Origin of the sequence: Acinetobacter sp. 148 (assembly GCF_031196675.1) — a bacterium.
GTDB classification, from domain to species: Bacteria; Pseudomonadota; Gammaproteobacteria; order Pseudomonadales; family Moraxellaceae; genus Acinetobacter; species Acinetobacter baumannii.
Genome location: NZ_JAVIMT010000078.1, coordinates 55,304 through 76,295 on the forward strand (window position 1 = coordinate 55,304; position 20,992 = coordinate 76,295).

18 protein-coding genes are annotated in these 20,992 nt (G+C 40.8%); 14 read left to right on the forward strand and 4 right to left on the reverse strand.

What is annotated here, in order from left to right; translation table 11 throughout:
* Position 1: 1 nt before the first annotated feature.
* Positions 2-1,843, forward strand: coding sequence for an LTA synthase family protein (locus RFX69_RS13595; RefSeq protein ID WP_079547948.1), 1,842 nt, complete (start codon positions 2-4; stop codon positions 1,841-1,843).
* Between the two features lie 26 nt (positions 1,844-1,869).
* Here the strand turns inward: RFX69_RS13595 and RFX69_RS13600 are convergent, their stop codons facing one another.
* Positions 1,870-3,240, reverse strand: a complete 1,371-nt coding sequence (locus RFX69_RS13600; protein WP_289332806.1) for a phosphomannomutase CpsG — start codon at positions 3,238-3,240, stop codon at positions 1,870-1,872.
* A 366-nt stretch (positions 3,241-3,606) separates the two neighbouring features.
* Here RFX69_RS13600 and lldP point away from each other — a divergent pair, with 366 nt between their 5' ends.
* The 4 genes from lldP (at position 3,607) to dld (ending at position 9,192) form a co-directional block, all read left to right on the forward strand.
* Entirely contained in the window at positions 3,607-5,274 is a 1,668-nt protein-coding gene (lldP, locus tag RFX69_RS13605) for an L-lactate permease (protein ID WP_011857993.1), read from the forward strand.
* 19 nt (positions 5,275-5,293) lie between these two features.
* Positions 5,294-6,046 carry a transcriptional regulator LldR gene (gene lldR, locus RFX69_RS13610; RefSeq protein WP_001222772.1) on the forward strand — a complete coding sequence of 251 codons (753 nt, stop codon included), beginning with the start codon at positions 5,294-5,296 and terminating at the stop codon, positions 6,044-6,046.
* Positions 6,043-7,194, forward strand: coding sequence for an FMN-dependent L-lactate dehydrogenase LldD (gene lldD, locus RFX69_RS13615; protein ID WP_000587282.1), 1,152 nt, complete (start codon positions 6,043-6,045; stop codon positions 7,192-7,194). The genes lldR and lldD overlap by 4 nt, the downstream gene beginning before the upstream one ends.
* 291 nt (positions 7,195-7,485) lie before the next feature.
* On the forward strand, positions 7,486-9,192 hold the full coding sequence (gene dld / locus RFX69_RS13620; protein ID WP_289332807.1) for a D-lactate dehydrogenase: 1,707 nt from the start codon (positions 7,486-7,488) through the stop codon (positions 9,190-9,192).
* 48 nt (positions 9,193-9,240) lie between these two features.
* Here dld and RFX69_RS13625 read toward each other — a convergent pair whose 3' ends face one another.
* Together RFX69_RS13625 and RFX69_RS13630 are read right to left on the reverse strand one after the other, a co-directional pair.
* Positions 9,241-10,455 (reverse strand): amino acid aminotransferase, encoded by a 1,215-nt coding sequence (locus RFX69_RS13625; protein ID WP_000486246.1) that lies wholly within the window; start codon positions 10,453-10,455, stop codon positions 9,241-9,243.
* A 335-nt stretch (positions 10,456-10,790) separates the two neighbouring features.
* Complete coding sequence (locus tag RFX69_RS13630; protein WP_002014091.1) at positions 10,791-10,925, reverse strand: hypothetical protein; 135 nt, start codon at positions 10,923-10,925, stop codon at positions 10,791-10,793.
* 45 nt (positions 10,926-10,970) lie between these two features.
* On the opposite strand from RFX69_RS13630, the gene RFX69_RS13635 reads away from it, so the two are divergent.
* The 9 genes from RFX69_RS13635 to RFX69_RS13675 all read left to right on the forward strand — a co-directional run bounded on the left by RFX69_RS13635 (position 10,971) and on the right by RFX69_RS13675 (position 19,981).
* Positions 10,971-11,681, forward strand: coding sequence for a GntR family transcriptional regulator (locus RFX69_RS13635; RefSeq protein WP_001153625.1), 711 nt, complete (start codon positions 10,971-10,973; stop codon positions 11,679-11,681).
* Positions 11,674-12,558 carry a methylisocitrate lyase gene (gene prpB / locus RFX69_RS13640; protein WP_001118922.1) on the forward strand — a complete coding sequence of 295 codons (885 nt, stop codon included), beginning with the start codon at positions 11,674-11,676 and terminating at the stop codon, positions 12,556-12,558. Before RFX69_RS13635 ends, prpB begins: the two co-directional genes overlap by 8 nt.
* Positions 12,559-12,817: 259 nt before the next feature.
* Positions 12,818-13,975: a 2-methylcitrate synthase gene (prpC, locus tag RFX69_RS13645; protein WP_000097514.1), complete on the forward strand. Its 1,158-nt coding sequence runs from the start codon at positions 12,818-12,820 to the stop codon at positions 13,973-13,975.
* Positions 13,975-16,581: a Fe/S-dependent 2-methylisocitrate dehydratase AcnD gene (acnD, locus tag RFX69_RS13650; RefSeq protein ID WP_001093602.1), complete on the forward strand. Its 2,607-nt coding sequence runs from the start codon at positions 13,975-13,977 to the stop codon at positions 16,579-16,581. Before prpC ends, acnD begins: the two co-directional genes overlap by 1 nt.
* A 101-nt stretch (positions 16,582-16,682) precedes the next feature.
* Positions 16,683-16,901, forward strand: a complete 219-nt coding sequence (locus tag RFX69_RS13655; RefSeq protein WP_000350168.1) for a hypothetical protein — start codon at positions 16,683-16,685, stop codon at positions 16,899-16,901.
* 71 nt (positions 16,902-16,972) lie between these two features.
* Positions 16,973-17,911 carry a hypothetical protein gene (locus RFX69_RS13660; protein ID WP_001212195.1) on the forward strand — a complete coding sequence of 313 codons (939 nt, stop codon included), beginning with the start codon at positions 16,973-16,975 and terminating at the stop codon, positions 17,909-17,911.
* Positions 17,912-18,232: 321 nt separating this feature from the next.
* The gene (locus RFX69_RS13665) at positions 18,233-18,367 is read left to right on the forward strand and encodes a zinc ribbon-containing protein (RefSeq protein WP_001983336.1); all 135 of its coding nucleotides are present in this window, start codon (positions 18,233-18,235) and stop codon (positions 18,365-18,367) included.
* 123 nt (positions 18,368-18,490) lie between these two features.
* On the forward strand, positions 18,491-19,066 hold the full coding sequence (locus RFX69_RS13670) for a DUF4126 domain-containing protein (protein WP_000447800.1): 576 nt from the start codon (positions 18,491-18,493) through the stop codon (positions 19,064-19,066).
* 405 nt (positions 19,067-19,471) lie between these two features.
* Positions 19,472-19,981, forward strand: coding sequence for a GNAT family N-acetyltransferase (locus tag RFX69_RS13675; RefSeq protein ID WP_289332808.1), 510 nt, complete (start codon positions 19,472-19,474; stop codon positions 19,979-19,981).
* 363 nt (positions 19,982-20,344) lie between these two features.
* Here RFX69_RS13675 and RFX69_RS13680 read toward each other — a convergent pair whose 3' ends face one another.
* A complete protein-coding gene (locus RFX69_RS13680) occupies positions 20,345-20,629 on the reverse strand; it encodes a hypothetical protein (protein ID WP_272382477.1) in 285 nt (94 codons plus the stop codon).
* Between the last annotated feature and the right edge of the window lie 363 nt (positions 20,630-20,992).

A 20,992-nucleotide genomic window follows, 5' to 3' on the forward strand; every position in this document is an offset into this window, starting at 1 on the left:
CATGGTTTTTCTACGTCAACAACTGTTATTTATCTTTATTGCCTTTTTATCTACCTGTATAGGTATATATGTTGCATGGGATATGAATTTAACTTGGCATAAGTTTTATACCTATTTGATTTCAGAAAAGGCTATTTTTTCAATTCTTTTTAACTATGCTGTCATTCAACTATTTTTTATTGTAGTTGGTCGTAAGTATACCGCTCTTTTTTTAAGCCAATTATTCGTTATATTTTTAAATTTTATTAATAAAAAGAAGCAACAATATTTATTTAGTAATTTAAGTCCAGAAGATATTTTCTTACTTCCAGAAGCAATGAAGGCCACCCCTTGGCACTTACAACTTATCTTTTTTACTCTCATTATTTTCTTTCTTATCATACTCCTCATTGCTGTACGCAAAGAAAGTAAAGCGACTTTTCATACTTATGTCCCTAATATTATTATCTTTGGACTAATCAGTAGTGGTTTAATTTACTTAAATTTTATTAGGAACCCTACAGGCGCTTGTTTTTCCGAAAATAAACCTATGATTTGTGCCAGCTTGCAGGAATTCCCGAATACCAGAAATGACTGGATCGGTGATTACCGAAAAATTCAAGATTATGGGTTTGTGACTTTTTACGTTTCTAAAGTATTGGATAATGTAACCAGCGTATTGTTACCTAGTCGTAAAGTATCTGAGCAAGACATACAGCAAATTCTGCAGCAACATCAGTTGGTTCAACCTTTAGAAAAGAATGAGAGAGAATATCCGAATATTATTATTGTTATGGAGGAGTCTTTTTGGAACTCTCATCATTTAGAAAATGGATTACCTAAAGATTTATTATCTTTTGTTCACCAAAATCAAGTTTCTAATTTATTGTCGCCTTCATTTGGTGGGGGTACGGCGAATGTCGAGTTTGAAGTGCTTACGAGTCTGAATACGACTTTTTTCCCAAATGAATTGTTATATGTCTCTAAACTAAAAAAACCAATTTATGCTTTACCTTATTATTTAAAATCAATTGGTTATCAAACAGTTGCAATGCATAATAACTACAGTTATTACTATAATCGTAATAAGGTATATCCAGAGTTAGGATTTGAGAAATTTATATCACTTGAAAATATGATCGCCCAAAAAGATCGGAGTAACATATTTAATCAAGGGGGCTGGGCCACAGATGATCTTATTTTTGATTCGATTAAGTCTACTTTAAAAGAAAATGAGCAGCAGCCAAAGTTTATTTATGCGATTACTGTCGAAAATCATCCAATGTATAATGATGATCGCTTTGGTAAACAAAATTATAAATTTAATAAAGAGTTGTCTGAAACTGAAAAACAAAAACTAAGTACTTATACTGCTGGAACTGTGCGTGCTAACCAAAAGTTAAAAGAACTCGCTGAATATTTAAAGACAATAGATCGACCAACAATTTTAGTGGCTTTTGGTGATCATTTACCGAATCTCCAAGAAGTTTATGATAGCTATGGTTTTTTTAAAGATGATCCCGAGCGAACTAATCTAAAAAATTACCAGACTCCGTTTGTAGTGTGGAGCAATTATAAATTAGATAAGAAGCCTTTGAAGCAACCTTATCTTGCTGCAAGTTTCGTTGCTCCAAAATTATTAAAGTTAGTAGGACTACCGTTGTCAGATTACTATCAATTTGTTGATGATGTTTCAAGTTGTTATAGCGCCATTCATCAAAAATTTATTAATGAAAATCCAACGTGTAATTTTGATAAAAAAGTATTGTTAAAAGATTATGAAAATCTAAATAAGGATGTTTTAGATGGGCATAATCATACTTATAAGATTATGCAAAATACTCAAATAGAGATGGAAAAGTAATTTCCATCTCTATTATATAGGAATTATTAAGACTGAATTAAGCCCGTCAACTCATCTACATAATGTTGCATTGACTGAGCTTGGCGATCTGCACGGCTTTCAATGTTGAGGCGTAGCAAAGGTTCAGTGTTTGAGGCGCGTACGTTAAAGCGCCATGCGCCAAAGTCGAGGCTTACACCATCAGTACGGTCAATTTGTGGATTTTGATCGGCATAAAAATCGAAAATCTTTTGAATAGTGATCTGTGTATCAGCCACTTTAAAGTTGATTTCACCACTACAAGGGAACTTGGCAATCATATTTTCAACGAGTGTTGAGAGAGATTGTCCTGTTTCAGAGAGTAGAGCAATGGTGAGTAACCAGGGAATCATACCACTGTCACAGTAAGCAAAATCACGGAAATAGTGGTGAGCACTCATTTCACCGCCATATACGGCATTGTGTTCACGCATAACATCTTTAATAAATGCATGCCCCGATTTTGACTGTACAGCAACACCTTTGTATTCGTCGACGATATCAAATGTGTTCCACACTAAACGTGGGTCATGCACAATTTTTTCGCCTGACTGTTTGATTAAGAAAGCTTGAGCCAATAGGCCAACAATATAGTAGCCCTCAATGAATTGTCCTTTTTCATCGAACAAGAAACAGCGGTCAAAGTCGCCGTCCCATGCAATACCCATATCTGCTTTATGCTCAAGAACAGCATTTCGGGTACTGTCACGGTTTTCAATTAAAATTGGGTTAGGGATGCCATTTGGGAAAGTACCATCTGCTTCATGATGAATTTTAATAAATTCAACCGGTACATTAAGCGCTTTAAATTTTTCTTCAATGGCATCAATCACATGACCAGCTGCACCATTACCCGCGTTTACCACTAACTTTAATGGACGGATTTTTGCAGGTTCAATATAAGTCAGTAGATGGTCAACGAACTCAGGCAAAATGTTATAGCTTTGCGTTGTACCTTTTTGGCTAGCTTCTTCAAAGTTATTGGTCTCTGCTAAAGCCTGAATTTCTTTTAAACCAGTATCGGCACTAATTGGACGAGCATTTTCTCGAACCAATTTCATACCGTTATAGTCCATTGGGTTATGACTCGCAGTTACTTCTATACCACCTTGTACGTCTAAATGAAAAGCGGCAAAGTACACTTCTTCAGTACCCGTCATGCCTAAATCAAGCACATTCACACCCGCATCATTTAAACCGCGGATGGTCGCTTGTTTTAAAGCCTCACTGCTTAGACGAATATCACAACCTACAACCACAGTTTTTGGTTTATAGATTTGTCCGTAAGCGCGGCCAATTTTATAGGCGATTTCTTCATTCAATTCGGTGCCGAGTTTGCCTCGGATATCATAAGCTTTAAAACACGTTAAAGTAGTCATTATTCAATTCAATACATGTGGTTTGAGTTGTGTGCACATTATACATAGATCATCAAATTGGTACGTTTATAGTTTTTATATTCAAATTTTGCACTTCATTTCTGTAGGTCATATTTAAGTTTATAAGGAAGCTTTTTTACGACTTTAGTCGAATAAATAAATTAGAAATAGCTTGATTTTTCTTAGTTACATTGGTCATACCAATTATGGTAATTATTTAATCATTGATCTTACCAATAACTGTGTTTATGATGCGCATTGTGGTTTAAGGAAAAACATTTGCACTTAAATTTTAATTGGTCATACCAATTTGTGTTAAATGTTGAAATTTTAAGGTACAAAAATTCGCCCCGGCATTTCAAGGAGATGACAATGCTCAATATGTGGCAACAACTTTATGACCCTTTAAATAATATTTGGCTGTCTAGTGCGGTTGCATTAATCCCGATTATTTTCTTCTTTTTGGCCTTGGCTGTTTTTCGTTTAAAAGGCAGTATCGCGGGTACGGGCACAGTTATTATTGCATTACTGATTGCGCTATTTTTCTATCAAATGCCTGGTCAAATGGCCTTTGCGTCAATCATTTACGGTTTCTTCTACGGTCTATGGCCAATTTCATGGATCATTATCGGGGCAGTTTTTCTATACAAGATTTCGGTAAAAACAGGCCAGTTTGAAGTTATCCGCTCAAGCATTCTATCTATTACCGAAGACCAACGTCTGCAAATGTTACTCGTTGGTTTCGCATTTGGTACTTTCCTTGAAGGAGCTGCGGGCTTTGGTGCTCCTGTCGCAATTACCGCAGCACTACTTGTCGGCTTAGGGTTTAAGCCACTTTACGCTGCTGGTTTATGTTTAATTGTAAATACAGCACCAGTTGCATTCGGTGCAATGGGTATTCCAATTATTGTGGCGGGGCAGGTTTCCGGTGTAGACACTATGGAAATTAGCCAGATGGTGGGTCGTCAGTTGCCATTTTTAACCATTATTGTGCTGTTCTGGATTATGGCGATTATGGATGGCTGGCGTGGTGTTAAGGAAACTTGGCCTGCGGTATTGGTCGGTGGTGGTGCTTTTGCGATTGCTCAGTATCTCACCTCTAACTTTATTGGCCCTGAGTTACCAGACATTACCGCAGCAATTGCTTCATTGGTCAGCCTGACGTTGTTATTCCGTGTTTGGAAACCAAAACATATTTTCCGTTTTGAACCTGAAGCGGGTCAGACTTTGACTCAGCAACCTACAACAGTTCAACGTTATAGCATTGGGAAAATTGCAAAGGCATGGTCTCCATTTGCTATTTTAACGGTAATGGTCACGATCTGGAGCGTTAAGCCATTTAAAGCATTATTTGCAAAAGATGGTGCTCTTGAACACTGGATTTTTAAACTTGAAGTACCGTATTTGCATAAATTGGTCGAGAAAATGCCACCGATTGTGTCCGAGATGAAACCATACGAAGCGATTTATAAGTTTGACTGGTTCTCTGCAACAGGTACTGCAATTTTTATTGCTGCGATCATCACAGTTATTTTCTTAAAAATGAAAGCAAGTGAGGCAGTAACAACCTTCGGTGAAACGCTCAATGAGTTAAAAACACCGATTTACTCGATTGGTATGGTGTTGGCATTTGCTTTTATTGCGAACTATTCAGGTTTATCTGCAACTTTGGCTTTGGCTCTATCGCATACGGGTCATGCGTTTACTTTCTTCTCGCCATTTTTGGGTTGGCTTGGTGTGTTCCTTACTGGTTCAGACACTTCTTCAAATGCTTTGTTCTCGGCACTACAGGCAACTACAGCTCAGCAAATTGGTATTCCGGAAGTGTTATTGGTCGCTGCTAATACCAGCGGTGGTGTGACAGGTAAAATGATTTCTCCTCAGTCGATTGCCATTGCTTGTGCAGCGGTAGGGTTAGTTGGAAAAGAATCTGACTTGTTCCGTTTCACGGTAAAACATAGCATCATATTCACTGTCTTTGTTGGCATCATTATTACGGTTCAGGCTTATCTGGTGCCGTGGATGATTCCATAACTCCAGTGAAGGAAACGCGATGAGAATCTCCGATCAAGTGGTCATGAAATTGCAGGCATTAATTGAAGAGCGTCACATGAAAAAAGGTGATCGTTTGCCTGCCGAGCGCCAGCTTGCAACTAGCTTAGGAGTTTCTCGTCCGTCTTTGCGTGAAGCAATTCAACAGCTCAATAGTCAAGGTGTACTGATTAGTCGCCGTGGCGATGGAACTTATATTCAGCAATTACCTGAACAATGGCCACAGCAACTGATTGTGAACCCGATTAGTAACCTGATTGAAGAAGATCCGTTATACCGTTTTGATGTGCAAGAGGCGCGTTTGGTACTTGAAGGGGGGACTGCATGGTATGCCGCGTTACGTTCGACCCCAGAAGATCGCGCCAAAATTCATCATTATTTTAATGAAATTAGCCGCCACCAAAATGCAGGTGACTCAGCACAGGCTGCGGTCGCGGATGCTGAATTCCACTTAGCGATTGCTGAAGCATCTCACAATGTGGTGCTGATTCAAATGATGCGAAGTCTATTTGATTTGCTGCAATACAACGTCTTGTTAGGGCGTAAAAAAGTTTATAACGACCCCGTAAATGGTGACTTGCTCAGCGAGCAGCATTTTCAGGTGATGGATGCTATTGATCGTAAAGATCCCGAGGCCGCACGCCAAGCTGTCTGCGGTCATATTGAATTTGTGATTAATCATGTGCGTTCTCTGGATGAAGACGAAGCTCGCCAGAAACGTGCAAACCGTTTAAATAGAGTTGATTCAAAATGATTATTTCTTCTGGCAATGATTATCGTGCTGCGGCACAACGTCGCTTACCCCCATTTTTATTTCACTATATTGATGGTGGAGCGTATGCGGAATATACCTTAAAGCGTAACGTACAAGATTTGTCAGAAATTGCATTGCGTCAGCGTGTGCTGAATGACATGTCCGCGTTGAGTTTAGAGACAAAACTGTTTAATGAAACGCTGTCAATGCCAGTTGCCTTGGCTCCTGTGGGTTTAACAGGTATGTATGCACGCCGTGGTGAAGTACAAGCCGCAATGGCAGCCGATAAAAAAGGTATTCCATTTACGCTTTCAACGGTTTCAGTTTGTCCGATTGAGGAAGTTGCACCTGCAATTAATCGCCCGATGTGGTTTCAGCTTTATGTGTTACGTGACCGTGGTTTTATGCGTAATGCTTTGGAACGTGCAAAAGCAGCAGGTTGTTCAACACTGGTATTTACCGTAGATATGCCTGTACCAGGTGCACGTTATCGTGATGCTCATTCGGGTATGAGTGGGCCAAATGCTGCGATGCGCCGTTATATGCAATCAGTATTTCATCCGCACTGGTCATGGAACGTTGGCTTAATGGGACGTCCGCATGACCTCGGGAATATCTCTAAATATTTAGGTAAACCGACTGGGCTTGAAGACTATATTGGCTGGTTAGGCTCGAACTTTGACCCATCAATTTCATGGAAAGACCTTGAGTGGATACGTGAATTTTGGGATGGCCCAATGGTGATTAAAGGCATTTTAGATCCTGAAGATGCCAAAGATGCTGTGCGTTTTGGTGCTGACGGGATTGTGGTATCAAATCATGGCGGTCGTCAGTTAGATGGTGTGATGTCATCTGCTCGTGCATTACCTGCAATTGCCGACGCAGTTAAAGGTGATTTGGCGATTTTGGCTGACTCAGGCATTCGTAATGGTTTAGATGTAGTGCGTATGTTGGCGCTTGGGGCCGATACCGTTTTACTTGGCCGTGCGTTTGTTTATGCCTTGGCAGCAGCAGGTGGACAAGGTGTGTCGAACTTACTTGATTTAATTGATAAGGAAATGCGTGTTGCGATGACGCTCACGGGTGCTAAGTCGATTTCGGATATTAATGCGGATTGTTTAGTACAGGCGATTAAACAAGGACTTTAAGACATAGTAAGTGAAGCAGTAAGCACAGCCTCAAAATTTGGTGATTTGCTGATGTTTTACGTATAGGCATTTGTCACTTTTGAAAGGTCAAAAGTAACCAAAAACCTTTTGTTGAGCAAACCGTACTTCCTTGTACGGTTGCTCAACAGGCGGCATCCATGCCGCCACCACGATAGTAAATATAGGGCTGATTCACATTAGAGAATGAGCTAATTAAATTATAAATTACAAACGGTAAGATCCCGTCGTGTTGGTCTAATTTGATAAATGGATGACCAAAAGGAAACCATCATGCAAACATTTTCTCCTCAAGCAGTAATCGAACATTTACAGAATATTGTAGGGCGTTCTTATGTTTTGACCGATGACCAAAGTACGCGTCAGTACCGTCAAGGTCGTCGTTTTGGTGAGGGGAAAGTGCTTGCAGTGGTGGTACCAGGGACCTTGCTAGAGCAATGGCAGGTGCTACAAGCTGCAATTGAGGCAGACTGTATTGTGATTATGCAGGCGGCCAATACAGGACTCACTGGTGGTTCAACGCCATATGGCGATGACTATGATCGTCCTGTTTTGGTTATGAGTACCCGCCGTTTAAAGGGTATTCAAGTCATCCATGACGGCAAGCAAGTCATTTGTTTACCGGGTGCGACCTTAGATAATTTAGAGCAAATTTTAAAAGGCTATAATCGTGAACCACATTCGGTGATTGGTTCATCTTGTATTGGTGCATCGGTACTTGGTGGTGTGTGTAATAACTCTGGTGGTGCACTGGTACGCCGTGGTCCTGCGTATACGGAACTGGCATTATATGCTCAGGTCAATGCTGCTGGTCAATTAGAGCTGGTGAATCATTTAGGCGTAAATTTGGGCTCGACACCCGAAGAAATTTTGACTCGTTTAGAGAAGCAGCAATACCAAGCCGTAGATATTTTAGATGACAACGAAAAGCAGGCATCGGACCATCGCTATGCGCACGACGTGACTCAGGTCGATGAAGATACGCCTGCTCGTTTTAATGCAGACCCGTCACGATTGTTTGAAGCATCAGGTTCGGCAGGTAAAGTCTGTGTGTTTGCTGTACGCCTTGATACCTATGAAAAAGTAGAAAGCAGTGTTTTTTATATTGGTAGTAATGATGCCGATGATTTAACGGCCATTCGTCGTTACTTACTGACCTCACTGCCAAGCCTACCGATTGCGGGTGAATATATTCATCGAGATGCTTACTTGATTGGTGAAAAGTACGGAAAAGACACGTTTTTATTTATTGAAAAGTTTGGTACAGCCAATGTTCCAAAAGCTTTCGCGATGAAAGACAAAGTTGATGGCTTTTTAGAAAAATTTAAAATTAAAGGCTTAACAGACCAGATTTTACAGGCGATTACCTTCTTTTTACCGAGTCATTTGCCTAAGCGTATGACCGAGTATCGAGACCGTTATGAGCACCATTTGGTTTTACGTGTCGAAAATAATTCGAAAGCACAGACAGAGCAGTTTTTAAAAGAATATTTTACTGTGCATCAGTCAGGTAACTATTTCGTATGTAGTGAAGAGGAAGGTCGAAAGGCATTCTTACACCGTTTTGCGATTGCAGGAGCTGCAATTCGTTATCGCGATACACACCGTAGTGAAGTTGAAGATATTGTGGCGCTTGATATTGCGTTACGTCGTAATGACCGCGAATGGGTAGAGCAACTACCAGCCGAGATGGAAAACAAAATTCTCTATAAACTCTATTATGGGCATTTCTTTTGTCATGTGTTCCATCAAGACTATATTCTTAAAAAGGGCCATGACCCGTTAGAAATGGAACATCAAATGTGGAAATTACTCGATGCACGCCGTGCTGAATATCCGGCAGAGCATAATGTTGGGCATCTCTATATTGCCAAACCTGCCTTAGCCAATTTCTACCAAAAACTCGACCCAACCAACAGCTTTAACGTAGGTATTGGACATACCTCGAAACTGAAATATTGGGGCAAGGCTAAATCGTAATATTGAGACATAAAAAAAGGCGCCGAAGCGCCTTTTTTAATAGATGATTTATGCTGCTTCTACTGATTTAGCAAGCACTTCAGCCATCGCTTTTGCAACAGTGTAAACATTGTTCATGTTTAAACCTGCTACACAAATACGGCCACTACGTACTAAGTAGATTGCATATTCTTCACGCAAGATATCAACCTGCTCAGCAGTTAAACCTGTGTAACTGAACATACCTTTTTGGTTTACAAGGTAGCTAAAGTCACGGTCTGGTAGTGCTTTAGTAAGTTCATCTTTCAAGATGCTACGCATTTTAATAATACGCTCACGCATCTCTTTCACTTCACCTTGCCATTGTTGGTTAAGTTCAGCGTCATTTAACACTTCATCAACTAACCAAGCACCTGTTGTAGGAGGGCTAGAGTAAATACGGCGTACAGTCGCTTTTAACTGACCGAATGTGCACTGAGCAGCTTCTGCATCATCACAAACGAAAGTTAAGCCGCCAACGCGCTCGCCATATAAAGAGAAGATTTTAGAGAACGAGTTGCTCACAATGAAGTTTAGACCCGCTTGGTCTAAAGCACGGATTGCATACGCATCTTCTTCCATACCGTCACCAAAACCTTGGTAAGCGATGTCTAGGAATGGAATAAGGTTACGATCTTTTAATACTGCAATTACTTGGTCCCATTGCGCTGGGTTTAAGTCAGCACCCGTTGGGTTATGGCAGCATGGGTGCAATAACACAATACTTTGCTCAGGCAAAGTTTTAAGTGTAGAAAGCATACCATCAAAATCTACACCACGCGTTTCTGCATCGAAATATGGGTAGAAATGAGTTTTGATGCCAGCGCCATTGAAAATCGCAACGTGGTTATCCCAAGTTGGTTGACTTACCCAAACGTCAGAATTTGGGAAATAAGTTTTTAAAAAATCTGCACCAACTTTCAATGCACCTGAACCACCAAGCGTTTGGATGGTTACAGCACGGCCAGCTTTAACTGCTGGGCTGTTTGCACCAAATAAAAGTGCTTGAATTGCTTCACGGTAAGGTTTGAAGCCTTCCATTGGCAAATAAAGTTTGGTTTTACCGTTCTTAGGCTCAATACGCTTTTGCGCCTCGATAATGGTCTCTAACTGAGGAACAATGCTGTCTTCGTTATAATAAAGACCAATACTCAAGTTTACTTTTTCAGAACGAGTATCAGCATTGAACTGTTCCATTAAAGAGAGAATTGGATCGCCTGCGTATGGGGGGATATGTTGAAACATCAAAAAAGTCCTTTCATTCAACAATATGCATAGTGCTGGGTTTTTTCTGTCTCGAAAAATACGCCACAACTATGTCGATGCTCAATAATGTATCAATAAAGCTACCGTGAAGCACCTGATAATTTCACTAATATCGATATTTTCTGGATGAAAATGATAAAAAGATTTAAAAGAAATTACGGTAAATAGAAACTAATTTCTAACACATGCTTTTATTCAAGCAGATTGTCTACAATCTTGCTGTAATACATTGGTTGTAGACTAAAGTTTGAAACAAAAGATTAGAGGTCGAAAAGCAACTAAAAAAGTATCATAAATTTATAGGTAAAATAATATTAAATATCTGTTTTATAAAGACTAATTTGTAAGTGGTTTAATGGTTTAAATATAAGGTGAGGTAACAGGCCGAACGATAAAAATTGACCTGATGCGTTCTGAAAAGTGTCAACAATCACCTTGATTTTTTTCATTCATCCCGCTATAAAACTCATAATTGATTAAAAATTGTCGACAATATGCAAGATTTGACCTTCGCGCCAGAGCCACTACAAAGTCAGGGAAGAACACTGACCGAGCATGTATTTAAGCAAATACAGACGGCGATTGTTTTGGGTCAAATTCCGGCAGGCAGCAAAATTTCTGAACCTGAACTGGCGCGCACTTACGGCATTAGTCGTGGGCCTTTGCGTGAAGCAATTCATCGCCTTGAAGGTCAACGTTTGGTTGAGCGCACAGCTCATGTGGGCGCGCGCGTGGTTTCGCTCTCACTGCAACAGTTTAAAGAGCTTTACCAAATTCGGGCTTCTTTAGAGGGTCTGGCTTGCAAACTTGCTGCACAGCATATTGATAAAAAGCAAATCTTGGCATTACGTGATGTATTGCGTATGCATGCTGAAGATGAAAACTTTAAAGCAGGTAAAGGATATTACTTGCAAGAAGGGCAGGACGATTTTCACTACTGCATTATCAAAAGTAGTGGCAATAAAACCCTAGAAAAAATGCTATGTGATGAGCTTTATCACCTCATCCGTATGTACCGAATTCAGTTTTCAAACACACCCGATCGTCCAAGCAAAGCTTGGGACGAACATATCCGTATTTTAGATGCAATTGCAGAAGGCGATGGTGAACTTGCCGAGCTGCTCATGCATCGACATATCAATGCTTCTTACAAAATTATTGAGCAAACACTGCTACAAGCACAAGGAGAACATAACAATGGCTAAACAATCCGCAGGTCAGCTATTTCGCGATGCCGTAGCCCAAGAAAAGCCATTACAAGTGGTTGGAACCATCAATGCCAATCATGCACTTTTGGCAAAACGTGCAGGTTATAAAGCGATTTACTTATCAGGTGGTGGTGTAGCAGCTGGTTCTTTAGGCTTACCTGATTTAGGAATCAGTAACCTTGATGATGTGTTGACTGACGTACGCCGTATTACTGATGTATGTGATCTTCCATTATTGGTCGATGCTGACACAGGTTTTGGTGCTTCTGCATTTAACATTGCGCGTACTACAAAAGCACTGATCAAGTTTGGTGCTGCGGCAATGCACATTGAAGACCAAGTGGGTGCAAAACGTTGTGGTCACCGTCCGAACAAAGCCATTGTGACTCAAGAAGAAATGGTTGACCGTATTAAAGCTGCGGTTGATGCGCGTGGTGATGACAGCTTCGTGATTATGGCGCGTACTGATGCGTTAGCGGTTGAAGGCTTACAAGCGGCAATTGACCGTGCGGGTGCCTACATTGAGGCAGGTGCAGACATGTTGTTCCCTGAAGCAATTACCGAGCTTGATATGTACAAGCAATTTGCTCAGAAGACAGGCGTACCAATTTTGGCAAACATTACCGAGTTTGGTTCTACACCACTGTTTACCACTGAAGAGTTGGCATCTGCTGATGTAAGCCTTGCGCTTTATCCGCTTTCTGCTTTCCGTGCCATGAACAAGGCAGCCGAAACTGTGTATGAAACCTTGCGTAAAGAAGGCACGCAAAAGAATGTGGTTGATATTATGCAAACGCGTAAAGAGTTATATGAACGCATTAACTACTACGCGTTTGAAGACTACTTAGACAACGCATTTGCTAAAAAGAAATAAATAAGCCCTCTTTTAAAAGAAGGGGAAGCGATGGTCTTGGCTATCGTGAGGGCGGCATGGATGCCGCTACGTTGGACTGCGATATAGGGATATATCGTCAGACCAACAAGGATTTTTGCTTACTTTTCATCCGTGAAAAGTAAGGCGAACGGCAGGTTAATCCAAAAAATGGATGAGAACTCGGCAAGACGCTGTCGCGTTTTCACCCAAGTAAAAATTGAACAAACAACAAATTCTGGTTGATATAAAGGATGATTCTATGAGCTCAAATGAAACAACAACAGGCTTCAAACCAAAAAAATCAGTTGCACTAAGTGGACAAGTTGCAGGCAACACAGCACTATGTACCGTAGGACGTAGCGGTAACGACTTGCACTATCGTGGCTATGACATTCTTGACCTTGCGGCAGGTAGCGAGTTTGAAGAAGTTGCTCACTTGCTTGTACATGGCAAATTACCAAACAAAGCTGAACTCAAAGCCTATAAAGCAAAATTAAAAGCACTTCGTGGCTTACCGGCAGCACTTAAAACTGCACTTGAGCAATTACCACCATCTGCACACCCAATGGACGTGATGCGTACAGGCGTATCAGTACTAGGTTGTTTAACTCCAGAACATGAAGACCACAACGAAGCTGGCGCAAAAGACATTGCTGACAAATTAATGGCAAGCTTAGGTTCAATGCTGCTTTATTGGTACCACTTCAGCAACAACGGTCGTCGCATTGAAGTTGAAACTGATGACGACTCAATTGCAGCGCATTTCTTGCACTTACTTCATGGCGAAAAACCATGTGAAGAGTGGATTCAAGCGATGCATACATCACTTATTTTGTATGCTGAGCATGAGTTCAACGCATCTACATTTACGTCACGCGTGGTTGCAGGTACAGGTTCTGACATGTACTCGGCAATTACAGGCGGTATTGGTGCACTTCGCGGACCTAAGCACGGTGGTGCAAACGAAGTTGCATTCGTGATTCAACAACGTTACGACAATCCAGATGAAGCAGAAGCGGACATCCGTAAACGTGTTGAAAATAAAGAAGTCGTGATCGGTTTTGGTCACCCTGTATATACAGTTTCTGACCCACGTAACGAAGTGATCAAGAAAGTGGCGCATGACTTAGCAGAAGCGCAAGAGAACACCAAAATGTACCTCATTGCTGAGCGTTTAGAAGCAGTAATGAAAGAAGTGAAAAACATGTTCCCGAACCTCGACTGGTTCAGTGCGGTGAGCTATCACTTAATGGGTGTTCCAACTGCAATGTTTACACCGTTATTCGTAATTGCACGTACAGCAGGTTGGTCAGCACACGTAATTGAACAACGCCAAGACGGCAAAATCATTCGTCCAAGCGCGAACTACACAGGCCCTGAAAACCTCGAATTTAAACCATTGGCGGAGCGTGGTTAATGAACACAAAATACCGTAAACCGCTGGCAGGTACCCAGCTTGAATACTACGACGTGCGTCAAGCCGTTGAAGATATTCAGCCAGGCGCATACGAAAAACTGCCTTACACCTCTAAAGTACTCGCAGAGCAATTGGTACGCCGTGCCGATGCCGAGAACTTAACTGCTTATTTAACGCAGTTGATTGAACGCCGTCAGGACTTGGACTTTCCTTGGTATCCAGCGCGCGTGGTGTGTCATGACATCTTGGGTCAAACTGCATTGGTTGACCTTGCAGGTTTGCGTGATGCGATTGCTGAGAAGGGCGGCGACCCATCTAAAGTTAACCCAGTTGTACCAACACAGCTCATTGTTGACCACTCTTTAGCAGTGGAATACGGTGGTGCTGACCCAGACGCTTTTGCAAAAAACCGTGCTGTTGAAGACCGCCGTAACGAAGACCGTTTCCACTTTATTGAGTGGACCAAAACAGCATTTAAAAATGTCGATGTGATCCCTGCGGGGAACGGCATTATGCACCAGATTAACCTAGAGAAAATGTCTCCGGTGATTCAGGCGCGTGATGGCGTAGCATTCCCAGACACATGTGTCGGTACAGACTCACATACACCACATACAGACGCTTTGGGCGTAATTTCTGTGGGTGTAGGTGGTTTAGAAGCTGAAAACGTAATGTTGGGCCGTGCATCTTGGATGCGTCTGCCAGACATTATTGGTGTTGAGTTGGTTGGTCAACGTCAGGCAGGCATTACTGCAACAGATATCGTGTTAGCTCTAACTGAATTCTTGCGTAAAGAGCGTGTGGTTGGTGCTTACCTTGAGTTCTTTGGTGAAGGCGCTGACAGCATGTCTGTGGGTGACCGTGCAACCATTTCGAACATGACACCAGAATATGGCGCTACGGCTGCGATGTTCTACATCGACCAAAACACAATCGACTACTTACGCCTAACAGGCCGTGAAGATGCTCAAGTGGCATTGGTTGAACAGTACGCAAAAGAAATCGGCCTTTGGGCATCTGAAATGACCAAAGCAGAGTACCCACGTGTACTACGTTTTGATCTATCGACAGTTACACGTAACATTGCTGGTCCATCAAACCCGCATGCACGTGTTTCAACCAGCGACCTAAAAGAAAAAGGCATTGCGGGTGTAGTTGAAAACCGTTCTGATGGCTTAATGCCAGATGGCGCAATCATTATTGCTGCAATTACTTCATGTACCAATACCTCTAACCCACGTAACACCGTGGCGGCAGGTTTGTTGGCACGTAAGGCAAATGAGCTAGGTTTAGTTCGTAAACCTTGGGTGAAATCATCATTTGCACCGGGTTCAAAAGCGGCTGCACTTTACCTTGAAGAAGCGGGCGTTCTAAAAGACTTAGAAAAGCTTGGTTTTGGTATTGTGGCTTACGCTTGTACAACGTGTAACGGTATGTCTGGTGCGTTAGATCCTGCTATTCAGCAAGAAATTATTGACCGTGACTTGTACGCAACCGCAGTACTCTCTGGTAACCGTAACTTCGATGGCCGTATCCATCCTTATGCAAAACAAGCGTTCTTGGCATCTCCACCGCTTGTTGTGGCATATGCAATTGCAGGTACGATCCGTTTTGACATCGAAAAAGATGCGTTAGGTTATGACAAAGAAGGTAACCCGATTTACCTCAAAGACATCTGGCCATCCGACGCTGAAATTGATGCGTTAGTTAAGCAAGCCGTGAAGCCTGAACAGTTCCGTAAAGTCTACATTCCAATGTTTGACTTGGGTGAAGTTGAACAAGCGAAGAGCCCACTTTACGACTGGCGTCCGCAAAGTACTTACATCCGCCGTCCACCATATTGGGAAGGGGCGTTGGCTGCACCACGTACTTTGGCGAACATGCGTCCGCTTGCGATTTTGGGTGACAACATCACCACCGACCATTTGTCACCTTCAAATGCGATTTTGATGGACTCGGCTGCGGGTGAATATCTTCACAAAATGGGCGTACCAGAAGAAGACTTCAACTCATACGCAACGCACCGTGGTGACCACTTGACTGCCCAACGTGCAACATTTGCAAACCCGAAACTGTATAACGAAATGGTTCGCCGTTCAGACGGTACCATTAAGCAAGGTTCAAAAGCGCGTGTAGAGCCAGAAGGCGAAGTGATGCGTATGTGGGAAGCAATTGAAACCTACATGAACCGTAAACAGCCGTTAATTATTATCGCGGGTGCTGACTACGGTCAGGGTTCAAGCCGTGACTGGGCTGCAAAAGGGGTACGCCTTGCAGGTGTTGAAGCGATTGTAGCAGAAGGTTTTGAGCGTATTCACCGTACTAACTTGGTGGGTATGGGCGTGTTACCGCTTGAGTTTAAACCGGGTGTAAACCGCAAGACTTTGAAGCTAGATGGTACAGAGCTTTATAGCGTGATTGGTAATATTGCGCCGCGTTCGACTTTAACTTTAGTGATTGAACGTGCCACAGCGGATGGTAAAGAAGAGATTCTTGAAGTACCTGTGACTTGCCGTTTAGATACGGAAGAAGAAGTTTCTGTATATGAAGCGGGCGGTGTATTACAGCGTTTTGCGCAAGACTTTTTAGAAGGCCAAGTGGCTTGATTAAATAGTAAAAAATAGATTGATTTTTGTACAACAAAGCCATATTTTAAATATGGCTTTGTTTTTTTAAGCCTCTTAACTTTATAAATATGGGGTAAACAATGGATCATTATATTATCAATAAAAATCCACAATATAATGGAGATCACGAAGTACATAATGCTACGAAAGGATGTAATTATTTACCAAGTATAGAAAATCAAGTCTCAATAGGTAATTTTGTTAATTGCCAACAAGCAGTAGCTCAAGCTAAATCGAATTGGCCGAATAATAGAATAAATGGTTGTTACTGGTGTGCAAACGCGTGCCATACTACTTAATTGAAAATTATTGATATTCTTTAAAAAAGAGCCTACTTTAAAGTAGGTTTCTTTATTTTTTAGAGGCTTTTATGAGGTTTAGAGATAGAAATTTAAAAGATATTGCAGACTGTATTGTGGGTGATAGGCAATATTTTCCTTATAGAAGTAGTTTTTATATTACACAGTTTTTTGATGAATGTGATTTACCTTATGTACATGATGGTAGTACTAGATGGTGGTGGACAGCAGAAAGATTAAAGGAATTATTGGAAGAACCTTGTGCAAAAGACTCTTTACCTGAGAAATTTATCAATCTGCTTAGGATATTAATGTATAAGTCTGATGCAACAGAAGATGATCCTGAAAGAATAAATGCATTAATGGAATTGAATAAACCATTAAGTCGGGAAGGATTCGAAGCTTTTTATGGAAACGATAATATTTTATATGTAAGAAATATAAGAACCAATAATTTAATAAAACCAAATGAAAATCCACATAGACCATTCACAGAAGATGAGCTAAAGAAAAGAGAATTACTTATAAACTTTTTAGAGCGATGTTCAGAAGATGAGTTAATTGAAAAAATTTTATTACCTTTATTTAGAATATTGGGTTTTCAAAGAATCACGGTAGCTGGACATAAAGACAAAGCTTTAGAATATGGAAAAGATATTTGGATGAAATTTACGCTGCCCACCCAACATATAATTTATTTTGGGATACAAGTTAAGAAAGGAAAATTAGATTCTTCTGGAATGACTAAAGCAGGGAATCATAATATTGCTGAAATTTATAACCAAACTACAATGATGTTAGGACATGAGATTTTTGATCCTGAAACAAATAAAAGAGTTTTAGTTGATCATGCTTATATTATTGCAGGTGGCGAAATTACTAAAGCAGCAAGAAATTGGTTGGGAAATAAACTTGATGCTAATAAGAGAAGTCAAATAATCTTTATGGACAGAGAAGATATTCTAAATTTATTTACGGTTAACTTAATCGAAGTTCCGCAATTATCTTAGATCAATAAAAAAGCCCGACATCCTGTCGGGCTTTTTCGTATTTGGTTGCTAGATATGACTCCTGTCGTATCTCACGATCCTGATGCATGAACCTATTATTGTTGTTTTATGTTCCGGAACATCCTGTTCCTGTATGAGTTCATATTAGAAAAAAAGCAGGGGACAGCCAATCCGCTAAATCCCTAAATCTGTGTAAGATAAATCGTACAAATAACATTTTTTGCATTTATGCCATCATCATCGGGCGAAATGGACAATTGACAATCACTCTAACTGGGTTATATTCCTGTTTAATATATATACGATTATAGGAATGTAATCATGGTAACAGCTGGCGAAAAACCCGGAACAGGCTTCTATTTCTGTGCTCAGTGCGGACATAGAGTGTTTTTAGAAATTAATACCGACCCTTTACCACCTTGCACGAAATGCTACTGCACGCAATTTAAACGTTAAGAATGAAATAATATTTGCGTTCGCATTTAACAAAAAGCCCTGTCACCCGATGGGGCTTTTTGTTAATTTAAAAATAAGACTTACATAACAAGACCCGTGATGGGCATAAAGAAGGAAACCGTTATGGAAACAATATTGGGTTTATGTATTGGTGTGGGCCTGAGCGCGGCCTGCGGTTTTCGGGTGTTTGTGCCGCTACTGGTTATGAGCATTGCCACCATGATGGGTTGGTTTGAGCCATCCAAAGGTTTTGAATGGTTAGCTCTGCCATCGGTATGTTTGGCTTTAGGTGTGGCAACGGTGTGTGAAGTCGCAGCTTACTATATCCCGTGGGTCGATAATGCCTTAGACACAGTCGCAACCCCTGCGGCTATGATTGCGGGTACATTAGCGACAATGGCGGTCAGTAGTGGAGAAATGTCTCAGTTTGCCAGTTGGGCAGCAGCCATTATTGTCGGTGGTGGTACGGCAGGTGTGGTGCAAATGAGTACCGTTGCTGCACGTGGTGTTTCAACTGCAACCACGGGTGGCTTGGGTAATTTTATCGTTGCGACAGGTGAGTGGATTGGAGCAATCTTACTTTCAGTTTCAGCTATGCTGGTGCCTGCGCTTGTTGCAATAGTGGTACTGATTGCGGTTATTTGGGTGGTGCGTTGGATTCGCCATAAAAAGCAAGAACAGGCGCATACCCCGCTATAGGTGAGTGTAAATATCATTTTTTAATAAGCATAAAAAAAGCCCGACATCCTGTCGGGCTTTCTTGTATTTGGTGATTAGATATGACTCCTGTCGTATCTCACGCTCCTGGTGCTTGAACGTATTATTGTTGTTTTATGTTCCGGAACATCCTGTTCCTGTATGACTTCATATTAGGAAAAAAGCAGAGTGTCGCCAATCCGCAAAATCCTTAAAAGCTTGTAAGAAAAATCTTACATGAGTGAATGACTTCGGAAATCGGTTGTACTAGAGACATGCAAGCGGATAGGTAGGGCCTCTTTTATGAGTAATCCTTTAGGGCTGTGAGAAGAAAAAGAGTTGTTATTGATAACATTATGTTATTTTTAAATTCTGCTTATAAAAAGAACAACTTTTTGGGAGTAATAAATGACCGTTATTTTGGTAAAACCTCATTTAAAGTTTAAAGAAAGCTATAACAACTATATCAATGAATTAGCAGATGAAGATCGCCACCCTTTGACAACAGAGTTTGACCATACAGATTTTGAAAGTTTTTTGAATAAACTAAGAGATTATGAAAAAGGGGAGTCCCTAGAAGAAGGGCATGTTCCTAACATTACATATTGGTTAGTAGAAGATAATGAAGTTATTGGTGCATCTAACTTGCGCCTTAAACTCAATGAACAGATTGAATATTGTGGTGGGCATATTGGTTTAGGTATTCGTCCCTCTAAGCGTGGACAGAATTTTGGCTCGAAATTGTTGGAACTTACAATTCAGGAAGCATGGAAACTAGGCTTAACAGAGTTACATATACATTGCTATAAATCTAATTTAGCTTCTGCAAAAACCATTCAAGCCAACAATGGCCGCCTTCATTCTGAAATTACTCTCGCTCAAGTGGTTCAAAGATATGTGGTATATAAAACTCTATAAGAATTTTCTTTTAGATTATTTTTAACGTAAATAAAAAAAGCCCGACATCCTGTCGGGCTTTTTCGTATTTGGTGATTAGATATGACTCCTGTCGTATCTCACGTTCCTGGTGCTTGAACGTATTATTGTTGTTTTGTGTTCCGGAACATCCTGTTCCTGTATGGCTTCATATTAGGAAAAAAGTAGGGCATCGCCAATCCGCAAAAACCTTAAAAGTTTGTAGGATAAAGCGTACAAGATTGTCTTTTATATATCTTATCTTGAATTAGGCTTAGGACTCTGTGCCACAACAGACTTTAATTTTTTGCGCTGATTTAAAGTACAACACCATTGCGACACAGAGATAAATAGCTAAGCCAACGCTTAGCCCAGACTATTTTTGTCACACCGCTGCATGGTGCTTAAAAAAGTAGGGGCAAAGTCCCGTGGGAGAACAGGACTTTGCAAACTGACATGTTCTAGGCGCTGCATAAGCTTCGGGGAATAGGTTTGTTCGAGTCGCTGGTAAATACATTCGCAACTGGTCTTACTATGCCCACCCGATAGGCAAATTTTTTCAAACTCTTGCTGAGTGTGAAGGTTACAGCCTGAAATACCCAAGCTCACTAGAACAAAACTTAAAGCCAAAAAAGGTTTATAAAATGTCATATTATTCTCATAATGATTTATATCTATGAGTAGAATAAAAATATAATCTGTTTAAAAATTAAAATAATTTTTTAGGTAATAATTAATCCTCCCATGCATACAGGGAAATAAAATTTTAAAAATAAAAAATAATTTATAAATTTAAAAAATAGGGCGTAAAAAACCAAATTTTAAATCAATAAAATAGTTAAATAAGAGAGAAAATGAGTTTGAAAAGTGGCATAGTCAACTCCTTAAAAAATGGAGTTCTACCACCGAATTACCGCGAATTAATTTAGGGTGGTAGAACGAAAGGGGGTTGACAGACTGGACTCGTAGAACCAGCACGCGCGGGGCGTCCCCCTCCCGTCCTGAACTGCACCC

Coding starts and splice junctions, on each gene's coding strand:
- RFX69_RS13595 (WP_079547948.1), top strand. CDS start 2: ATGGTTTTTCTACGTCAACAACTGTTATTTATCTTTATTGCCTTTTTA.
- RFX69_RS13600 (WP_289332806.1), bottom strand. CDS start 3,240: ATGACTACTTTAACGTGTTTTAAAGCTTATGATATCCGAGGCAAACTC.
- lldP (WP_011857993.1), top strand. CDS start 3,607: ATGACAATGCTCAATATGTGGCAACAACTTTATGACCCTTTAAATAAT.
- lldR (WP_001222772.1), top strand. CDS start 5,294: ATGAGAATCTCCGATCAAGTGGTCATGAAATTGCAGGCATTAATTGAA.
- lldD (WP_000587282.1), top strand. CDS start 6,043: ATGATTATTTCTTCTGGCAATGATTATCGTGCTGCGGCACAACGTCGC.
- dld (WP_289332807.1), top strand. CDS start 7,486: ATGCAAACATTTTCTCCTCAAGCAGTAATCGAACATTTACAGAATATT.
- RFX69_RS13625 (WP_000486246.1), bottom strand. CDS start 10,455: ATGTTTCAACATATCCCCCCATACGCAGGCGATCCAATTCTCTCTTTA.
- RFX69_RS13630 (WP_002014091.1), bottom strand. CDS start 10,925: ATGAAAAAAATCAAGGTGATTGTTGACACTTTTCAGAACGCATCAGGT.
- RFX69_RS13635 (WP_001153625.1), top strand. CDS start 10,971: ATGCAAGATTTGACCTTCGCGCCAGAGCCACTACAAAGTCAGGGAAGA.
- prpB (WP_001118922.1), top strand. CDS start 11,674: ATGGCTAAACAATCCGCAGGTCAGCTATTTCGCGATGCCGTAGCCCAA.
- prpC (WP_000097514.1), top strand. CDS start 12,818: ATGAGCTCAAATGAAACAACAACAGGCTTCAAACCAAAAAAATCAGTT.
- acnD (WP_001093602.1), top strand. CDS start 13,975: ATGAACACAAAATACCGTAAACCGCTGGCAGGTACCCAGCTTGAATAC.
- RFX69_RS13655 (WP_000350168.1), top strand. CDS start 16,683: ATGGATCATTATATTATCAATAAAAATCCACAATATAATGGAGATCAC.
- RFX69_RS13660 (WP_001212195.1), top strand. CDS start 16,973: ATGAGGTTTAGAGATAGAAATTTAAAAGATATTGCAGACTGTATTGTG.
- RFX69_RS13665 (WP_001983336.1), top strand. CDS start 18,233: ATGGTAACAGCTGGCGAAAAACCCGGAACAGGCTTCTATTTCTGTGCT.
- RFX69_RS13670 (WP_000447800.1), top strand. CDS start 18,491: ATGGAAACAATATTGGGTTTATGTATTGGTGTGGGCCTGAGCGCGGCC.
- RFX69_RS13675 (WP_289332808.1), top strand. CDS start 19,472: ATGACCGTTATTTTGGTAAAACCTCATTTAAAGTTTAAAGAAAGCTAT.
- RFX69_RS13680 (WP_272382477.1), bottom strand. CDS start 20,629: ATGACATTTTATAAACCTTTTTTGGCTTTAAGTTTTGTTCTAGTGAGC.